Raw genomic sequence first — 16,978 nt, 5'->3', positions numbered from 1 at the left:
CCCCACCCCCCACGGGAAGGACGCCCGGCGGACCGGTCGGGTGACCGGGCGTCAGCGCACGGCGTACGCGTTGGTCACGGTCTGGACGACGGAGTTGCCGTGGGAGTCCGTCAGTTCGGTGCGCAGCGTGACGGCCTTGCCGGCCGCGCCCGCGTGGTTCACCGTCGCGGTCCAACGGCCGCCGTTCCGGGCGGTGGTGGCCGCGGTCCAGGTCTCGCCGCCGTCATAGGAGTACGAGACCTTGGCGGCCGTGAGCGTGCCGGGCGTGTAGCCGGCGTGCCCCGTGACGCTCAGGCCGATCCGCTGGCCGTCCTTCGCCGCGAGGGTCTTCATGCCGTCCGACGGCAGACCGTAGCCGGGGAAGAGCAGCGGGATGCCCTGCGAATAGGCGTTCTCGTCCCGGTGCGAACGGAACTTCCAGGTGGTCGCGGTCATGGTCGACCGCTTCCACACGGCGGCGGGCTGGCCCGCCTTCATGGTCGTCATGGTGAGCTCGTACGCGGCGTCCCCGGCCGGGACGGTGAAGACCCCGGACGGCCAGCCCAGTTCATCGATCACTGTGCCGCCGCTGCTGAGGCGCAGGCTGCCCATGTCCCCGAAGGAGCCCTGGAGTCCTCCGTGTTCGCTGTCGCTCCAGAAGCCCGGGGCGACGCCGATGAGATTGTCCTGGCGCTCGGCGGCGAGCTGCTCCTCGCCCTGGCCGTCGCGGGGCGCGGACGGGACGAGGATGCCGCCGTACCAGTGCTCGGAGCGGTGCGAGCCTGCCTGGTACGTACGCGTCCTGTCGACCATGGACTCGCCCCAGGGGAAGCTGGAGGAGAGGTAGCGCTGCCAGGAGCCGTCGCCCGCCGAGTAGTACTCGGTACGCCGCCCGGGTGCGGCGACGGTGTCGAACCCGCCGACGCCGTACGTGGCGCCGTGGGGACGGGTAGCGAGAAGGGTGTCCACGTAGTCGGCGGCGACGCCCATGGACTCGTATGCGGACTCGACCGTGCCGAGGGACCGGTCCCTGACCTTGTACGTGCGGTCGGAGGTGACGGTTCCCGTCTCGGGGAAGGCCAGGTTGTAGACGAACGGGCTGACCGCGGTGGCCTTCCAGCTCAGCTTCACCGGTCCGGCGGCCAGGGCGGCGCTCAGGCCGGCCGCCTCGTCCGCCTGGATGCCGAGCGTGGGCAGGGGCGCCGCGCCGTATCCGACGGACGGCTTCCACGGGCCGGGGGACGGGCGGTGGGCGATGACCGCCACCGCTCCGGCGGCCTTGGCGTTGCGTGCCTGGCCGGCCACGAAGCCGTCGTCCGCGACGCGGACCAGGGCGATCCGGCCGGAGACACCGGCGGCCTTCAGCTCGTCGGGGGTGCCGGTGCCGGCGTCGACGAGGGCGGCCTGGCCCGTTCCGTCGAGGTTGACGGATCCGGAGGACGCGGGGGTGGGGTGCAGCGTGGCGCCGCCGACGACCGCGAGCCTTTCGATCTGCGGGGCGTAGGCACGCCAGAAGCTGTTGAACTCGAAGTCGCCGTCCCGGGCCTTGCCCTGGATGTCGACCAGGTAGTCCTTGATGACTCCGCTCCCGGAGATCGAGCCCGAGTGCAGCCAGGCGTCGTCCCAGCTGCGGCCGAAGGCGAGGGTCGCGCTGCGGGTCTCGGTGGTCCGGTCCTCGGTCCTCACCTTCAGCGGGTGCGCCTTGCGGGCGTCCAGTACCAGGACGGAGTCCTTGGTGACGTTCAGCTGAGGGCGGGCGAGGTAGCCGACCGAGCGGGGCAGGCTTCCGGTGGCGTCGTCCGGGTCGGCCGAGATGATGAAGCTGGAGACGAAGTAGGCGCCGGGGCGCACCTCGTAGACCTGGTCCGTGGAGCCGTCGTTGAAGCGGCGCTCGCCGGTGGCGGTGTCGGTGCCGATGACGTCGAGCGAGGACGAGCCCGCGGCGGGCTTGCCGTTGCGGTCGATCAGCTTGACGCGCAGGGTGACGGTCTCGGCGCCCACGTACAGCGAGAACGGGGTGGAGACCTTGACGCCGCCGGCGGCGGTGGCCAGGACCCGGCCGGTGACGTCGCCGTACTGGTGGTCCAGGAGCTTCGCGGTCGGGTCGAGCCTCAGCGGGACCTCGACGGTCGCTCCGGCGGGCACGGTGACGCTCTTCGCGCCGAGTGCGGCGACGGACGAGCGGACGGCGGAGCCGTCGTTGCCCGTCACGCCCTGCACGGTGAGCGACAGCTTCACCGGCTCGGCGCCGGTATTGGTGTACGGGACCTGCACCGTGGTGCGGTCCGTCCTGTCCTGCGGCCAGTTGAAGGTGCCGCCCTGGATTGCGGGCGCGCCGGTCAGCGTCGTGTCGATGGCGGCCTTGACGTCGAGCCGGCCACCGCCGGTCTCGCGTACGTCACCGGGGATGTCGCTCTTCGCGGACGACACCAGGGCCGCCTTGACCTGCTGGGCCGTCCAGTCGGGGTGGCGCTGCCCGACGATGGCGGCGGCGCCCGCGACATGCGGGGTGGCCATCGACGTACCGGACATCGACTGGTAGGCGTAGATCCCGCGGCCTCCCGCCGCGGCGGCGGAGATCGCGACGCCCGGGGCGGCGATCTCGGGCTTGAGGGTGTGCGAGCCGATCGCGGGTCCGCGGCTGGAGAACGAGGCGGTGGAGTCGTCGCGATCGACCGCGCCGACGGTCAGCACGCTGGGCGCGCACCCGGGTGAGGAGACGGTGTTGAGCGACGGCCCCGAGTTGCCGGCCGCGATGACGAACAGGGTGTCCTTGCTCTTGCCGAGTTCCTCGGCGGCCAGGCTCATCGGGTCGGTGCAGTCGGTGGGGACCGGGCTGCCCAGACTCATGGAGACGACGTCGGCCTTCTGGTCGACGGCCCACTGCATGCCCGCGATGATCCAGGAGGAGTCGCCGGAGCCGCTGTCGTTGAGCACCTTCCCGACGAGCAGGTCGGCGCCGGGGGCGACGCCCTTCTTCTTCCCGTCACTGGCCGCGCCGGACCCGCCCACGGTGGAGAGGGTGTGGGTGCCGTGGCCCTGGCGGTCGTCGGTGGTGTCGGAGTCGGTGAAGTTTTCCGACGCGGTGATCCGGCCCTTGAGGTCCGGATGCTCGGCGTCCGCGCCGGTGTCCAGGACCGCGACCTTGGTGCCCTTGCCGTCGTAACCGGCGGCCCAGGCGAGGTCGGCGCCGATCTGCTTGGTCGAGCGGTCGAGGCTGGCCTCGACCTTGCGATCGAGCCACAGCTTCTTCAGCCCGGCGGCGGAGCGGGACCGGCTGGTTCCGGTCATGTCCGACCAGAATCCGGCGGTCCGCTTCTTGTCTGCCTTGAGCGCCACACCGTCGATGGCCGGAAGGGCGAGGCCGCGCTCGGCGCCGCGCGGGGTGGCGGGCGCGGTGCGTGCGAGGCTCTGGGAGTAGGTCGCGATCAGCGGTACGGAGTCCGCGTGCGCGTCGTCGTACCCCTGGCGGATGAGCCCGGTGACGTTGAAGAGCTCCTCGTCGACGGTGCCCCCGGCGAGCGCCTTCACCGCGGTGTCCGGGTAGACGTACAGGTCCTTGCCCGAGCGGCGGGTCTGGACGAGGGGGACGGTGCCGTCCTCGCGGGGCAGCGCCACGGCCGAGGCGTTGCCCGAGCCGTCGGTGCTCACCAGCACCTTGTCGCCGGTGACCAGGGTGACCGTGACGGGCTTGTCCCGCTGGGCCGTGGCGGCCGCGCTGCCGGTCAGCGGTCTCTTCGTGCCCGCGTCGCCCTGTGGCGCTGCCACGGACGGCGCGATCACCGTGACGGCGAGGACGGCGGCGGTGGCCGCCCCCAGTGCCGTACGCGATATCGGACGCATCGCTCTCCCCAAGTAAAACCGGAACGGACAGACCCAAAGGACCCCATTCCGGAGGTTGTTGGTGCTGCGGTGGCGCCACATTGGCAGAGTGACGGGCGGTACGGGGATGATGTGCCCCGGCGGGTTTACGCCGTGGCCGCTTTCCGCCACGGCCGGTCGCCGAACAGCGGGACGCGACACGGTCGGAGGGGTCCGGGGATGCTGGGAGCCATAGGTCTCGACGAGACACAGGAGTCGGCCTACCGCGCGCTCGTGGCGGTGGGGGCCGCGGAGGTCTCGGATCTCTCGCACCGGCTCGCGCTGCCCGAACGGGACACCGAGCGGGCACTGCGGCGGCTGGAGCAGCACGGACTGGCGGCCCAGTCCTCGGCCCGTACGGGGCGGTGGGTGGCGGCGCCGCCCGGCGTCGCGCTGGGAGCACTGCTGACGCAGCAGCGTCACGAGCTGGAGCAGGCGGAGCTGGCGGCGGCGCTCCTGGCCGAGGAGTACCGGGCGGACGCCGACGAGCCGGCCGTGCACGACCTGGTCGAGGTGGTCACCGGGGCGAGCGCGGTGGCGCACCGTTTCCATCAGCTGCAGCTGGGGGCGGCGAGCGAGGTGTGCGCCCTGGTCACCGGGAACCCGATCGCGGTCAGCGGGCTCGACAACGAGTCCGAGGAGCAGGCCGCGACGCGCGGGGTGTCGTTCCGGGTGGTGGTCGAACGTGAGGTGCTCGGGCTCCCGTCGGGCATCGTGGAGCTCTCGGCGGCGCTGAGCCGCAACGAGCAGTGCCGCGTCGTGGACCGGGTTCCGACGAAACTCGTCATCGCGGACGGGGCGCTGGCGATGGTGCCGCTGACCGGCCGCGGGGCGGAACCCGCCGCTCTGGTGGTGCACGCCTCCGGGCTGCTGGAGTCGCTGACGGGGCTCTTCGAGGCGGTGTGGCGCGAGGCGATGCCGCTGCGGCTCGGCGAGAGCGGACGGGTCGGCGAGGAGCTGACGGGTCCCGATCCGACGGATCTGGAGATCCTGTCGCTGCTGCTGGCCGGTCTGACCGATGCCAGCGTGGCGAAGCAGCTGGACCTGGGGCTGCGGACGGTGCAGCGCCGGGTCAAGGGCCTGATGGAGCTCACCGGGGTGTCGACCCGGCTGCAGCTGGGCTGGCACGCGTACGAGCGGGGCTGGGTGGCCCGCGAGCCGCGCCCCTGAGCGGGCCGGCGCTCCCGTCGCCCCGCCTCTGAGCTGCGCCTACGAGCCCGGGGCGGGGATCGACGACGGGCGGGACCGGCCGGACTCCGGCAGGCTGGTCAGATGAGTGTGTGGCAGCTCGTCGCCGTCGCCCTGGTCATGCTGCTCGGCCTGATCGGTGTACTGGTGCCCGGTGTGCCCGGTCAGGCGATCGTCTGGGCCGCCGTCCTGTGGTGGGCGCTGACGGACAGGACGCCGGCCGCCTGGGGGGTCCTGATCGGGGCCACGGCGCTGCTGCTGCTGAACCAGGCGCTCAAACCCCTGCTGCCCCCGCGCCGCCCCCGTGAGTCCGGGGCGCCACGCCGGACGCTGATGCTCGGCGGGATCGGCGGGATCATCGGGTTCTTCGTCGTCCCGGTGGTCGGAGCGGTCGCCGGGTACGTGGGCGTGATCTACGGGGCGGAACGGCTGCGGCTGGGCAGCCGCGGGGCCGGCTGGGCGTCGGTCCGCTCGGTGATGCGGGCGACCGGCTACTCCGTGCTCGCGGAGCTGTTCGCGTGCCTGCTGGTGGCGGGGGCGTGGCTCGGCGCGGTGATCTGGGGCTGAGGCCCGCTGCCGGCCCGAGCCTCCTCACGCGTGCGGACGGCCCCGGCCCCCGCGCGTCGTACGCCGTAGGAGCGCCAGGGCCGCCACCGGTCCGCGCCCGGCGTCCCGTACGGGTCCACGTCCGGGTCGCCCAGGCCGCGCATCCGGATCAGCGCGGCGGTGGCCGGCTCGATGCCCGGCAGCCGCAGCAGCGCCCGTTCGGCCTCGTCCCGGTCGGCGCCGGCGTCGAGCCGCACCTCACCGTCGGCGAGGGCGGCGGCGAGCGCCCGCAGGGCGGGGTGGGACGCACCGGCCAGCAGGCCCGGTTCGGGGAAGACGTGGGTGAGCCCGCCGCAGGGCACGTCCAGGACCTTTCCGTACACCGCGACCAGCTCCCCGGCGGCCGCCGGGCCCAGCAGCGCCCGCACGGCGAACTCCTCCGGGTCCGCCGTGCCCGGCGAGCGCACCCCCGGGCGGGCGGCCACCCCGGTCGCGAGCACCGGGTCGGCGCCGAGCAGCTCGTCCACGGCGTACGGATCGGCGTCCAGGTCGAACAGGCGGCGCAGCCGCTGCACCGCGGTGGTCAGGTCGCGCAGGTCCGTGAGGTGGATGCGGGCCTCCAGCCAGGGGCCCGCGGACCGCTCGTCCACGGCCGCGATGCCGGTGCCGTGCGGCAGGCGCAGGGTACGACGATAGGTGCGGGAACCCGGCTCGCCGCTGACCTCCTCGATCCGGGCGACCGTCTCGGCGGCCAGCAGATCGAAGACCTCACGGGCCGCGTACGGGCCGCGGTGCGCGAGCCGGAGGGGGATGCCGGTGGTGCGCGCCTGGCGGACCGCGGCTCCGAGCCCGGTGCCGGCCTCGGAGCGCAGTTCGCTCGGGGTGCGGGCGTAGATCTGCCGGACGGTGTCGTTGAACTGGCGCACGCTGGCGAAACCGGCCGCGAAGGCGATCTCGGTGACGGGCAGCGCGGTGGTCTGGAGCAGGACCCGTGCGGTGTGCGCGCGCTGGGCACGGGCGAGGGCGACGGGCCCGGCGCCGAGCTCGGCGTTGAGCTGCCGCTGGACCTGCCGCGCGCTGTAGCCGAGCCGGTGGGCGAGACCGGGGACGCCTTCCCGGTCCACCACACCGTCGCCGATCATCCGCATGGCGCGGCCGACCACGTCCGCCCGGACGTTCCAGTCCGCGGAGCCGGGGACGGCGTCCGGGCGGCAGCGCCGACACGCCCGGAAGCCGTTGCCCTGGGCGGCGGCCGCGGTCGGGTAGAAGCGGACGTTCTTGCGCTTGGGGGTGACGGCGGGGCAGCTCGGCCGGCAGTAGATGCCGGTCGTCTCGACGGCGAAGAAGAACTCCCCGTCGAAACGCGCGTCGCGGCTGCTCACCGCCTCGTACCTGGTCTCTTCGTCCATCACACCGTCCAGTGTGCGGCCTCGGAGACCGTCGCACTCGCGGTTTTCGGACGTCGACCAGGGGGCTCCGGCTACCGCACGCGGCCGCCGCGCTTGGCCTCCATGGCGGCGCGGCCCTCGGCCCCCTTGCGCTTCCAGTCGCGCCGGATCTCCGCGCGGACCCGGGCATCGGTCTTGGCGACGATGCGCTGGTTCTCCCGCAGCAGCTTGCGGTAGCTGTCGTAGCGCCGTTCGGGCAGCGACCCGTCCTCGATCGCCGCCAGCACCGCGCAGCCGGGCTCGGCCGCGTGGGAGCAGTCGTGGAACCGGCACCGGGTGGCCAGCTCCTCGATCTCGGAGAAGACCTGGCCGACGCCTGCCTCCGCGTCCCACAGCCCGACCCCGCGCAGCCCGGGGGTGTCGATCAGGACACCGCCGGAGGGCAGGACCAGCAGGTTGCGGGTCGTGGTGGTGTGCCGGCCCTTGCCGTCGATGTCACGGATGGCCTGCACCTCCATCGCGTCGTGCCCGAGCAGCGTGTTGGCGAGCGTGGACTTGCCCGCGCCGGAGACGCCGAGCAGCACGCTCGTACCGCCGGAGACGATCGCGGAGAACACGTCGACGCCCTCGCCGGTGGCAGAGCTGACGGGCAGCACCTGCACGCCCGGCGCGAGGCGCTCGACGTCCTGGACGAGATGGGCCAGGGTCGCGGCGTCCGGTACGAGGTCGGCCTTGGTCAGGACGACGAGGGGTTCGGCCGCCCCGCCCCCCGTCGGCGCGACGTCACGCAGGAGCGCGTCACCGTCGGTACTGGACATGGCCAGGGCGAGGAACCGCTCCACCCGGCCCAGGTCGAGCTCCACCGCCAGCGAGACGCAGATGGCGATGTGGTCGACGTTGGTGGCGAGCACCTGGCCCTCGGAACGCTTGGACGAGGTCGAGCGCACGAAGGCGGTGCGCCGCGGCAGCAGCGTACGGACGAACTGCGGGTCGCCGTCGGGGTCGACGGCCGCCCAGTCGCCCGTGCAGACGATCCGCATCGGGTCACGGGGCACGACGAACGCGGTGTCCGCGCGGATCGCGCCCTGCGCGGTGACGATGTCGCACTGCCCGCGGTCGACGCGCACCACGCGTCCGGGCAGCAGCCCCTGTGCGGCGTACGGGGCGAACTCGGCCTCCCAGCCGTCGTCCCAGCCGTAGGCGGACAGGGGGTGCGACGGAGACGAGCTCTGAAGAGTGGAGAGGGAGGAGGAAGGAGAAGAAGACGGGAAAGACAAGGGAAACCCTTCACAGGGTGGCCCCGGCAACGCGCACTGCGGCGCGGACGTGCTCGGTGCAGGTCAGCCGGCGGCCACGGGGGTGGGAACGATGCTCTTCGGCTTGTGGGCAGCGCCCATCGCAGCGACAGTCATCAATGTCCTCACCTCCGGTTTCACGCACGACCCGGAACCAGCGGTCTTCCCCGCGGTCCGTAACGCTGCACACGATAGTCCGCCGCGGCCCGGTGGCGCCAACGTATTTACGGCGGCACATCGTTCGGGTGGGCCGGCGGGCAGATGCGCCGAAGCAGGGCCGGCGCGGCTGCGGCTGCGGCTGCGGACGGAATATGACGCACTCTCCCTCGATCGGGTGATACGCATGGAGATCGACCGGTCGCGGACGGTTAGGGTGCCGGACATGACCTCCCCCCAGACAGCCTCCGGCTCGTTCACCCAGGCCCAGTTGGGCACGCTCACCCTGATCGGCTGGAGCGGCGAGCACCACCACACCGGGCACGATGTCGCCTTCCTGCTCGCCTACTCGCTGGGCGACGGATCGGAAGGGCCGGCCGTCGGCGAGGCCGCGATGCGCGCCGCGCTGGACCGCTGCGGACTCCCGGTCGGCGGCGGACCGGTGCGCGCCGACGAGACGCCGGGCCTCCCCGTGAAGCTCCTCGTCCAGGCGGGCCAGGCGGTCCTGACGCTGCCTCACTTCAAGGCCCAGTACCCCGTGCCGCCCCAGTGGCTGGCCGCCGCCACCGAACAGGGCGAGGTGCACGCGATGTTCGCGACCCGCCCGTGGCCGCAGGGCGCCCCGGGGCTCCCGGTGGGCGAGGAGGAACTGCGCCTGTTCGCGGGCGACCCGGAGGTCATCGCGACCTCCGCCCACTGCGTGCTTCCGGTACGCGGCCTGCGCTGACCGCACCCGGCGCGCGGACCGCGCCGTCCGCGTCCCGCGCGCGGACGCCCACCGCTCCCCGTGGGGCGGTGGGCGTCCACGCGCTCAGGCGCCTCACCACACGCCGCGGGCGGCCCGGATCTCCCGGGCCGCCCGCGGTGTGTGTCCGGACTCAGTGGTTGGCGACGCCGTTCCCCGAGAGGACCGGGATGCCGTCCACCAGGTGCGAGAGGGCCTCGTCGCCCTTCGCCTGGGTGGAGTTGTCGGCGCACTGCTGGTTCTGCGGGGAGGACAGGACGTTGATGTCCTGGACCGCCACGGGCACGAGGAGGCCCACGAGGGAACCCACGTTGGCCTTGACCGGCGCTCCGACGCAGAGCTTGTTCAGCGTGCCCTGCACGAGCTGGAACTGCGGGCTGCCGTCACCCCGGGTCACGCTGTTGCCGAACGAGTCGACGGCGCCGTTGCCGTTGACCGACGTGGTGCCCCCTTCGTTACCGATCGCCATGGCCGTGGGGGCCGCGGCGGCCGACAGGCCGACCAGGGACACGGCCACTGCCGCGCCGGCCATCATCTTCTTCATCACGCTTCACCTTTCGGAGCGTTCCGTTCTGGAACGTACTGATCAACCTCTTACGGAGGCTTCGGTTCCGCGGTTCCACTCAAATGGGTTGCATCCGGAATAAGTTCGACGTCCCGGCGTCAACCCCGTGCACCCTCACCGGAGACGCGCGCCCCGGGGAGGAGGCCGCCCACGCACGGCGTTCCGGGCTCCGCACCATCCGGCGGAGCGGCTTCGCGGCGCGCCGCCGCCTGCCACTCGGCGAGGAGGCGGTCGTAGATCGGTGTGCCGTCCTGCGGGTACCGGTGCGGGTCCCGCCGTCGCTGACTGTCGTACTGGTCCATGAAGGGCCCTTACCCGGTACGGCGATGCGCGTCCGCCACCACTACGGCAACCGGCCCAGCGCCCCGTCCTTTCGGGGCAGCATCCGGCCGCACGCCGGGCACACGACGTGGGGCCGACTCGTCCGGGCGGCCGGAAGTCCGGCTGCCACGAGGACGGGTCGGCCCCACGCGTGGTCCAGGAACCGCGGCGCCTCGGAAGGCGCCTCGGGAACGACTAGTCGTTGGCGACGCCGTTGCCGGACAGGATGGGGATGCCGGACAGGATGTGCGACAGCGCCTCGTCACCCTTGGCCTGGGTGGAGTTCTCGGTGCACTGCTGGTTCTGCGGCGACGACAGGACGTTGATGTCCTGGACCGCGATCGGGATGGCACCGATCAGCGAACCGACGTTGGCCTTGGCCGGCAGGGCGATGCAGGGCTTGTTGAGCGAGCCCTGGATGAGCGCGAACTGCGGGCTCCAGTCACCGTGGGTGGCGGAGTTGCCGTAGGACTGGACCGCGCCGTTGCCGTTGACCGACGTGGTGCCGCCGGCGTCGCCGATGGCCATCGCCGACGGCGCGACCGCGGCGGAGACGCCGACGATCGAAGCGGCGACGGCCGCCGAGGCCATAATCTTCTTGATCATGAAATAGCCCTTCTGGGGTTTTCTGTTGCCCGCCTGTCCGGAGCGACCTGATCAACTCGCGGTGGCGGAAATGGTTGTGGCGCTTCACTCGAACGGTGTTTCCGCGGTCCGTGCGGTCACGAAGTACGCGTCACCGGAGCGAGGCGCGCGCCTCGGAGAGAGGCGGGAACCGCCGTCGTGGGGACGGATCAGCCGCCGACCGGGAGGCCGCCCATGAGCGGGGCTGCGCCCTTCACCGCGCCGGTGGCCTGGTCGGCGACCTTGGTGACGGTGCCGTCCTTCTGCAGCGATTCGGCGGCGCCGCCCACGGTGTCGACGACCGGGTCGACGGCCTGCGGGGCCGCGGCCACCACCTGGTTGACACCGCCGTCGAGGCTGAAGGTGGGGGCCGTGGCGTTGGTAACGGCGAAGGCGGGAGCAGCCGTTCCGAGAGCAACCACGGAACCGGCGACGAACGCAGCTGTCTTCGCGTACTTCACTTTCGGGTTCCCTTCTGCAGCGGCATCCGTTTCGGTCGCGTCCCCGCGCCGCACCAGCCTTCTTTAGCTGTGACTTCTGCCGCTTTCTCTCTGGGTAACGATCCGATTGCGGCCGGGCAACTGGGTGGTCCCGTTTTTCTCCGGACCGCTTTCCCCCTCCCCGAGGTCTCTGCAGATTGCATGACTAATCACTGATTCGGGTACGGGGGAGGACACCGGACGCCATTCGGTGATGCACTGTGGGTAATCCGTCCCGCGCGCCCGCCCGGATGTCCGCCCCCAGCCGCCGGCGCACCGCGCCCCGGGCCGGTGGAATCGCTTCGGCCGTTCCGCCGCATCGAGGAGGGCCGCGCACTCCCGGGACGGACGCAGAAAAGAGGAAAGCCCCGGATCGCAGAGCATGCGATCCGGGGCCGTCCGGCGCCGAACGAATTCGGCGCACGTGGATCAGACGTTGGCGCAGGTGTTGCCGAAGGCCGGGTTCAGCAGCCCGATGACGTTCACGGTGTTGCCACAGAGGTTCACCGGGATGTGGATCGGGACCTGGACGACGTTGCCGGACAGGACGCCCGGGGAGTGCACGGCCGCACCCTCGGCGCCGGAGTCGGCGAAGGCCGGGGCGGCAGCACCCATCGCCATGAGGGTTCCGGCGGCGACGGCGGCGATCTTGGTGTACTTCACTTTCATCCCTTTCTTCGACGGAGTCCGGAGCGGCCACGAATTTCGTGCCGCACGAGCGCAGTCCTGATCACTCGTAACTCCGCCGCTGTGATTCGTAACGATTTCAGACGGTAAGCGAAACTCCTTATCAGGAAGATTCTTCGGAATCCGCCCGAATGACGCAGTCGCGGTCACGGACTGTCACCGTCGCGGTCGTCCGTCGCTTCTTGTCGCTCGGGAGAACCGGGGAAGGCAGCAGCAGGCCCGGGCCGCCGGACGGGAAACGCCGACGGCCCGGGCCTGTGGGCAACTCGATCAGCTGTTGCCGGCGCCGTTGCCGGAGAGAACCGGGATGCCGGACAGGATGTGCGACAGCGGCTCGTCGCCCTTGGCCTGCGTGGAGTTCTCGGTGCACTGCTGGTTCTGCGGCGACGACAGGACGTTGACGTCCTGGACCGCGATCGGGATGAGGCCGATCAGCGAACCGACGTTGGCCTTGAGCGGCAGGCCGACGCAGGGCTTGTTCAGCGAACCCTGGACCAGGCCGAACTGCGGGCTGCCGTCGCCGTGCGTCTCGGCGTTGCCGAAGGACTGAGAGGCACCGTTGCCGTTGATGGAGGTCGTGCCGCCGGCGTCGCCGATGGCCATCGCCTGCGTAGCGCCGAGACCGAGGATGGAGGCGGCGACGGCTCCCGTAGCCAGGACCTTCTTGATCACGATGAACCCTTCTCGTACTGGATGCCCCGTACCGGAGCGCACTGACCAACTGGCTTCCGGACGTTTGGTTATCACTATTCACTCGAATGCCGGGAGTGTGCGGACGCCCGTACGAAAGGCGGTCGAGCACCATGGGGACAGAACCGTAGGTGCACGCATACGCGTATATCGATCGCCCGCATCCGGGCGAACACATACGCGTAGCCCGTCCGAGTGATCACAGGATTTTCACTGGTTCCACGTTTCTCCCTCGCTTCGGCGTCGTTAGGGGTGTCGTCAGGCTCGCCCGACGGGACGCCCACCCAGCTGAACCGGCAGGCCCGCCGGTTCCGCACCGGCTGATGAATGAATTGCGGGTCCATACCGCCCGCGCGAATGTCCTAAGAAGGGGCAACCATGCGAAAAGCCTTGAGTAAAAGCGTGCTCGTCATGGCGGCGGCGTCAGGCATCCTGACCGCCTCCGGCGGTTACGCGTTCGCCGACGCCGCGGCCGACGGTGCCGCGATCGGCTCGCCCGGTGTCGGTTCGGGCAACGCCGTGCAGGTGCCTGTGCACGTCCCGGTCAACGTGTGCGGCAACACGGTGAACGTGGTCGGCGCGCTGAACCCCGCGTTCGGCAACGAGTGCGAGAACGAGGGCGGCGGCTCGGAGGCCGGTCACGCCCAGGGCGCGGACGCCCACGGTGTCGCCGCCAACTCCCCCGGCGTGCTCTCGGGCAACCTGGTCCAGGTCCCGGTCGACGTTCCGGTCAACGTCTGCGGCAACACGGTGAACGTGATCGGCGCGCTGAACCCCGCGGCCGGCAACGAGTGCGAGAACGAGTCGGGTGCGGTCGAGCCCCCGAAGCCCCCGCACCACCACAAGCCGCCGAAGCACCACCACGACCACGACTGCGCCTGCCAGCCCGGGCACCCCCACCACCCGCCGAAGCCGCACAAGCCGCCGAAGCCGCCGAAGCACCACCACGACCACAACTGCCCGCCCAGCCACCACCACAACCCGCCGACCCACCCCCCGCACAACCCGCCGTCCCACCCCCCGCACCACCCGCCGCACCACAACCCGCCCACGCACCCCCCGCACCACAACCCGCCCACGCACAACCCGCCGACCCACACCTGGCACCCGCACCACCCGCCGACGCACACCTGGCACCACACGCCGTCCAAGCACCACAAGCCGCCGCAGATGGCGCACACCGGTACCAACGACAACCTGGGCATCGCGGGTGGCGCCAGCGCCGCCCTGGTGCTCGGTGGCGGTCTGCTGATGCGCCGCAGCCGCGCCTCGCAGAAGTGATGTAGCCCCGTTCACGATGAGGTCCGGCCGGACAGCGAGCAGCTGTCCGGCCGGACCTTCATGGTTTCGCAGGCCGGTGCCCGTGCCGGACGTCAAGATGGTTGCCGGGCACCAACCGGAGAAGGCGGTGGCGGACGTGACGGGAGCGGGACTTCGCGTCGGGGTGGTCGGCGGGAGCGTCGCCGGCTGCGCCCTGGCGATCGCGGCGGTCAGGTCCGGGGCCGACGTCACGGTGTACGAACGAAGCGACGGGGCGCTGGAGGACCGGGGCTTCGGCATCGTCGTCCCGCCTCCGCTCCACGCGGAGCTGGTCGGGGCCGGCTATCTGGACGCCGGCATGCCGACGGCGCCGGTCCCGTCACGGGTCTGGCTCACCGGGGAGCCGGGGCAGCGCACCGCACGCGAACTGGCACGGCAGCCAGCCGCGGTGACGCCCTGTCATTGGGGGCTGCTGTGGCGCACGCTGCGTGCCCGCGCCGACGGCGTGACGTACCACCGGGGCCGCCCCGTCACGGAAGTGCTGCGCCATCCGTCGGGCGGCGCGGTGATCCGGACGGCGGAGTCGGAGGCGCGGTACGACATCGTCGTCGGGGCGGACGGGCCGCGGTCCGTCACCCGGGCGGCCGTCGCGCCACAGGTGCGACCGGTTCCGGCACGGTACGTGGTGTGGCGCGGCACTCTCCCGCTCGACGTGCTCGCGGCCCACCCGCACCTGGGGGAACTGGTGCGGACTGCCTGGATCACCCTGGGGTTCCAGGGCGGGCACGGCGTCTTCTACCTGATCCCGGGGGCCGTCGAGGGGTCCCGGCTGCTGGCCTACGCCCTCTACGGCCCGCCTCCGCCGCCGTCGTGGACCGCCGGGCGCGAGGAGTACGTGCGGCGCGTCGCCGAGGAGCATTTCCCCGCGGACTGGGCCGACGTCGTCGGCCGGGGCGTGCACACCTCCCTGGCGTGCCACGACGTCGCCGACTTCCATGTGCCCCGGGTCGCGGAGCCGCCCTTCCTGCTGGCCGGCGACGCGGCGAGCATCACCCGCCCGCACACCGCGAGCGGCGCGACCAAGGCGCTCCAGGACGCGCTCTGTCTGGAGCGGGCCCTGCGCGCCTCGTCGTCCGCGGCCGAGGCGCTGCGCCGGTACGCCGACGAGCGGTCGGACGAGGGCGCCCGGTTGGTCGCCCTGGGCCGCAGACTGGGGCAGGCGATGGTCGAACGGACCCCGGACTGGGCGGCTATGGGCCCCGTCGAGGTGGCGGAGTGGAGCCGGGCCACGCTGGACGGCGCGGCGAGCTATCTGTACGGGGGTGCGGAGCGGTGACGACGAGAGGGGCCGTGGCCGGTCGGCCGGTGCGTCCCGCCGGAAGGGCAGGTAATTCGGTGGACAGCGGTGCCGGGGCGGCCTAGCTTCCCCGCGTGGACCTTCCCCGTGCCTTCACCATTCGCGAGAGCGGCCATCGCGTACACAACCCGTTCACCGAAGAGGACCTGGCCGCCCTGGGCCGGGCCCTGCGCCTGGCTCCGGGGACCCGGATTCTCGATCTCGCCTGCGGCAGCGGCGAGTTGCTCTGCACCTGGGCGCGCGACCACGGCGCGACGGGGACCGGGGTCGACATCAGCACCGTCTTCCTCGCCGCCGCCGGTGAACGGGCGGCGGAGCTGGGCGTGGCGGACCGGGTCGCCTTCGTGCACGGTGACGCGTCCGGGCACATCGCGCCGGAACCCGTCGACCTGGCCGCGTGCCTCGGCGCCACCTGGATCGGCGGCGGCGTGGCCGGCACGGTCGGGCTGCTGGAGCGCTCGGTGCGGCCGGGCGGTCTGCTGCTGATCGGTGAGCCGTACTGGCGCCGGGAGCCGCCGGACCTGAAAGCCGTCGAGGCGTGTCACGCCACGGCCCGGGACGACTTCTTCGCGCTGCCCGAGCTGCTCGAACACTTCGGTGAGCTGGGCTGGGACGTGGTGGAGATGGTGCTCGCCGACCAGCGGGGCTGGGACCGGTACGTCGCCGCGCAGTGGCTCAGCATCCGCCGCTGGCTCGACGCGAACCCCGACGACGAGCTGGCCGGTGAGATGCGCGCGGAGCTGGCCGCCGCACCCGCGCTGCACGTCCGTTACCAGCGCGAGTACCTGGGATGGGGCGTGTTCGCCCTGAGGAAGCGCTGATCCCGGAAGGCGACGGGCCCGGCGCCGGTCCGTCACGCGTGGTAGAGGACCCGCACGACCATGGTGTCCCCGGGCAGGCCGTCCAGACAGGCGTGGAACATCCGTGAGTGGTCGGGGCCCCCGCCCTCCACCCAGCGCCCGTCCAGGGTGAGCAGGGCGGGGGTGGGGAGCACGGCGGCCACATGGCGGGCCACGTAGGTCTCCCGGTCCTCGTCGAAGTGGAGGACCGGGTCGGAGCCGAACCTCTCCTCCAGGGCGGGGTCCGCCTCGATCGCCTGGATCAGGGGCTGTGCGCGGAAGGACGCCAGGGCCGCCTCCCTGGCGTGTTCGGGCTCCAGGGTCCTCGCCCGCTCGGCGAAGTGGTGGAAGGGCAGCGCGGGTGGGTAGCGGTCGGCGAAGGCGTGGTACGCCGTCCACGTGGCGCCCGCCCGGCGGGCCTCGGCGGCGCGGGGCGTGTCCAGGTCGAGGAGGGCGCGCGGGCCGCCGTGGCATCGGGAGGGCGGCAGGTCCTCGGGGGTATCGGTCCAGTCGTCGTACCGCACCAACCGGGGGTCGCCCTCGTGACCGGGCAGCACGTCGAAGAGGCAGCCCGCCCCGGAGACGAACCAGTAGCTCCACTCCCCCACCCAGTCCGGGTGGGGGCGGTCCTCACGGTCGTACCAGAAGGGGGCCATGGCCTGCCCGATCGCCTGCTTCAGCCCATCGGGGCCGACGGGCGGCAGACAGACGGTGATGCGTTGTCTGCCCATGGTGTTCCTTTGCGCGGTGCGGTGCGGTGCGGTGCGTGTTCGTTTCGTGCGGTTCGCGGCCCACCTTGGCAGGCCGCGACGGTCAGGCGGTCGGCGGGGGCCGCAGGAGACGACGACACGTCGCAGCCGCGCTCCAGCGCCTTCCGGTCTTCCCGGACGAACGCCAGGCCGCCCGGGATGCCGGCACCGTTCATGATCTTGCCGCCGAAATCGTGATCGGGCCAGGGCGTGTACCGGAAGCGTGTCCTGGAGCGGGTCGGTACCTGG

General features: G+C 72.1%; 16 protein-coding genes. 6 read left to right on the top strand and 10 right to left on the bottom strand.

Annotated elements, in window-relative coordinates; genetic code table 11:
• Positions 1-51: 51 nt before the first annotated feature.
• Positions 52-3,822 (bottom strand): S8 family serine peptidase, encoded by a 3,771-nt coding sequence (locus E6R60_RS00810; RefSeq protein WP_136324376.1) that lies wholly within the window; start codon positions 3,820-3,822, stop codon positions 52-54.
• Positions 3,823-4,020: 198 nt separating this feature from the next.
• Here E6R60_RS00810 and E6R60_RS00805 point away from each other — a divergent pair, with 198 nt between their 5' ends.
• Together E6R60_RS00805 and E6R60_RS00800 are read left to right on the top strand one after the other, a co-directional pair.
• Positions 4,021-5,010 carry a helix-turn-helix domain-containing protein gene (locus E6R60_RS00805; RefSeq protein ID WP_136324375.1) on the top strand — a complete coding sequence of 330 codons (990 nt, stop codon included), beginning with the start codon at positions 4,021-4,023 and terminating at the stop codon, positions 5,008-5,010.
• 102 nt (positions 5,011-5,112) lie between these two features.
• A complete protein-coding gene (locus tag E6R60_RS00800) occupies positions 5,113-5,595 on the top strand; it encodes a DUF456 domain-containing protein (protein WP_168713518.1) in 483 nt (160 codons plus the stop codon).
• Here E6R60_RS00800 and E6R60_RS00795 read toward each other — a convergent pair.
• Both E6R60_RS00795 and rsgA read right to left on the bottom strand, forming a co-directional pair.
• Complete coding sequence (locus E6R60_RS00795) at positions 5,520-6,983, bottom strand: DNA-3-methyladenine glycosylase 2 family protein (RefSeq protein ID WP_136324878.1); 1,464 nt, start codon at positions 6,981-6,983, stop codon at positions 5,520-5,522. The genes E6R60_RS00800 and E6R60_RS00795 overlap by 76 nt on opposite strands.
• 71 nt (positions 6,984-7,054) lie before the next feature.
• Positions 7,055-8,239, bottom strand: a complete 1,185-nt coding sequence (gene rsgA, locus E6R60_RS00790; RefSeq protein WP_136324374.1) for a ribosome small subunit-dependent GTPase A — start codon at positions 8,237-8,239, stop codon at positions 7,055-7,057.
• A 400-nt stretch (positions 8,240-8,639) separates the two neighbouring features.
• Between rsgA and E6R60_RS00785 the strand changes: the two genes are divergently transcribed.
• The gene (locus E6R60_RS00785) at positions 8,640-9,140 is read left to right on the top strand and encodes a DUF5949 family protein (RefSeq protein ID WP_136324373.1); all 501 of its coding nucleotides are present in this window, start codon (positions 8,640-8,642) and stop codon (positions 9,138-9,140) included.
• Positions 9,141-9,291: 151 nt separating this feature from the next.
• Here E6R60_RS00785 and E6R60_RS00780 read toward each other — a convergent pair whose 3' ends face one another.
• From E6R60_RS00780 to E6R60_RS00755, 6 genes are all read right to left on the bottom strand, one after another.
• Positions 9,292-9,702: a rodlin gene (locus E6R60_RS00780; protein ID WP_136324372.1), complete on the bottom strand. Its 411-nt coding sequence runs from the start codon at positions 9,700-9,702 to the stop codon at positions 9,292-9,294.
• Between the two features lie 119 nt (positions 9,703-9,821).
• The gene (locus E6R60_RS00775) at positions 9,822-10,025 is read right to left on the bottom strand and encodes a hypothetical protein (RefSeq protein ID WP_136324371.1); all 204 of its coding nucleotides are present in this window, start codon (positions 10,023-10,025) and stop codon (positions 9,822-9,824) included.
• Positions 10,026-10,239: 214 nt separating this feature from the next.
• Positions 10,240-10,650: a rodlin gene (locus tag E6R60_RS00770; RefSeq protein WP_136324370.1), complete on the bottom strand. Its 411-nt coding sequence runs from the start codon at positions 10,648-10,650 to the stop codon at positions 10,240-10,242.
• A gap of 188 nt (positions 10,651-10,838) precedes the next feature.
• Positions 10,839-11,129 carry a hypothetical protein gene (locus E6R60_RS00765; RefSeq protein ID WP_136324369.1) on the bottom strand — a complete coding sequence of 97 codons (291 nt, stop codon included), beginning with the start codon at positions 11,127-11,129 and terminating at the stop codon, positions 10,839-10,841.
• Between the two features lie 447 nt (positions 11,130-11,576).
• Complete coding sequence (locus E6R60_RS00760) at positions 11,577-11,768, bottom strand: chaplin (protein WP_276613937.1); 192 nt, start codon at positions 11,766-11,768, stop codon at positions 11,577-11,579.
• Between the two features lie 336 nt (positions 11,769-12,104).
• Positions 12,105-12,506, bottom strand: coding sequence for a rodlin (locus E6R60_RS00755; RefSeq protein WP_136324367.1), 402 nt, complete (start codon positions 12,504-12,506; stop codon positions 12,105-12,107).
• A 396-nt stretch (positions 12,507-12,902) separates the two neighbouring features.
• Here E6R60_RS00755 and E6R60_RS00750 point away from each other — a divergent pair, with 396 nt between their 5' ends.
• From E6R60_RS00750 to E6R60_RS00740, 3 genes are all read left to right on the top strand, one after another.
• On the top strand, positions 12,903-13,805 hold the full coding sequence (locus tag E6R60_RS00750; RefSeq protein ID WP_240802336.1) for a chaplin: 903 nt from the start codon (positions 12,903-12,905) through the stop codon (positions 13,803-13,805).
• An 82-nt stretch (positions 13,806-13,887) separates the two neighbouring features.
• A complete protein-coding gene (locus E6R60_RS00745) occupies positions 13,888-15,120 on the top strand; it encodes an FAD-dependent monooxygenase (RefSeq protein WP_240802335.1) in 1,233 nt (410 codons plus the stop codon).
• A gap of 95 nt (positions 15,121-15,215) precedes the next feature.
• The gene (locus E6R60_RS00740) at positions 15,216-15,962 is read left to right on the top strand and encodes a methyltransferase domain-containing protein (RefSeq protein WP_136324366.1); all 747 of its coding nucleotides are present in this window, start codon (positions 15,216-15,218) and stop codon (positions 15,960-15,962) included.
• Positions 15,963-15,994: 32 nt separating this feature from the next.
• Here the strand turns inward: E6R60_RS00740 and E6R60_RS00735 are convergent, their stop codons facing one another.
• Positions 15,995-16,711, bottom strand: a complete 717-nt coding sequence (locus tag E6R60_RS00735) for a hypothetical protein (RefSeq protein WP_136324365.1) — start codon at positions 16,709-16,711, stop codon at positions 15,995-15,997.
• Positions 16,712-16,978: the final 267 nt, after the last annotated feature.

The organism is Streptomyces sp. A0642, from assembly GCF_004795105.1.
Classification (GTDB): Bacteria; Actinomycetota; Actinomycetes; order Streptomycetales; family Streptomycetaceae; genus Streptomyces.
The sequence above is the reverse complement of the archived record's forward strand: the minus strand, read 5'-3'. Positions and strand labels throughout refer to the sequence as shown.

What these genes read in the sequence shown, in the direction of transcription:
- E6R60_RS00760 (WP_276613937.1), bottom strand. Translation starts at nt 11,768, where the DNA reads ATGGCGATGGGTGCTGCCGCCCCGGCCTTCGCCGACTCCGGCGCCGAG.
- E6R60_RS00785 (WP_136324373.1), top strand. Translation starts at nt 8,640, where the DNA reads ATGACCTCCCCCCAGACAGCCTCCGGCTCGTTCACCCAGGCCCAGTTG.
- E6R60_RS00780 (WP_136324372.1), bottom strand. Translation starts at nt 9,702, where the DNA reads ATGAAGAAGATGATGGCCGGCGCGGCAGTGGCCGTGTCCCTGGTCGGC.
- E6R60_RS00800 (WP_168713518.1), top strand. Translation starts at nt 5,113, where the DNA reads ATGAGTGTGTGGCAGCTCGTCGCCGTCGCCCTGGTCATGCTGCTCGGC.
- E6R60_RS00775 (WP_136324371.1), bottom strand. Translation starts at nt 10,025, where the DNA reads ATGGACCAGTACGACAGTCAGCGACGGCGGGACCCGCACCGGTACCCG.
- E6R60_RS00805 (WP_136324375.1), top strand. Translation starts at nt 4,021, where the DNA reads ATGCTGGGAGCCATAGGTCTCGACGAGACACAGGAGTCGGCCTACCGC.
- E6R60_RS00810 (WP_136324376.1), bottom strand. Translation starts at nt 3,822, where the DNA reads ATGCGTCCGATATCGCGTACGGCACTGGGGGCGGCCACCGCCGCCGTC.
- E6R60_RS00795 (WP_136324878.1), bottom strand. Translation starts at nt 6,983, where the DNA reads ATGGACGAAGAGACCAGGTACGAGGCGGTGAGCAGCCGCGACGCGCGT.
- E6R60_RS00770 (WP_136324370.1), bottom strand. Translation starts at nt 10,650, where the DNA reads ATGATCAAGAAGATTATGGCCTCGGCGGCCGTCGCCGCTTCGATCGTC.
- E6R60_RS00750 (WP_240802336.1), top strand. Translation starts at nt 12,903, where the DNA reads ATGCGAAAAGCCTTGAGTAAAAGCGTGCTCGTCATGGCGGCGGCGTCA.
- E6R60_RS00735 (WP_136324365.1), bottom strand. Translation starts at nt 16,711, where the DNA reads ATGGGCAGACAACGCATCACCGTCTGTCTGCCGCCCGTCGGCCCCGAT.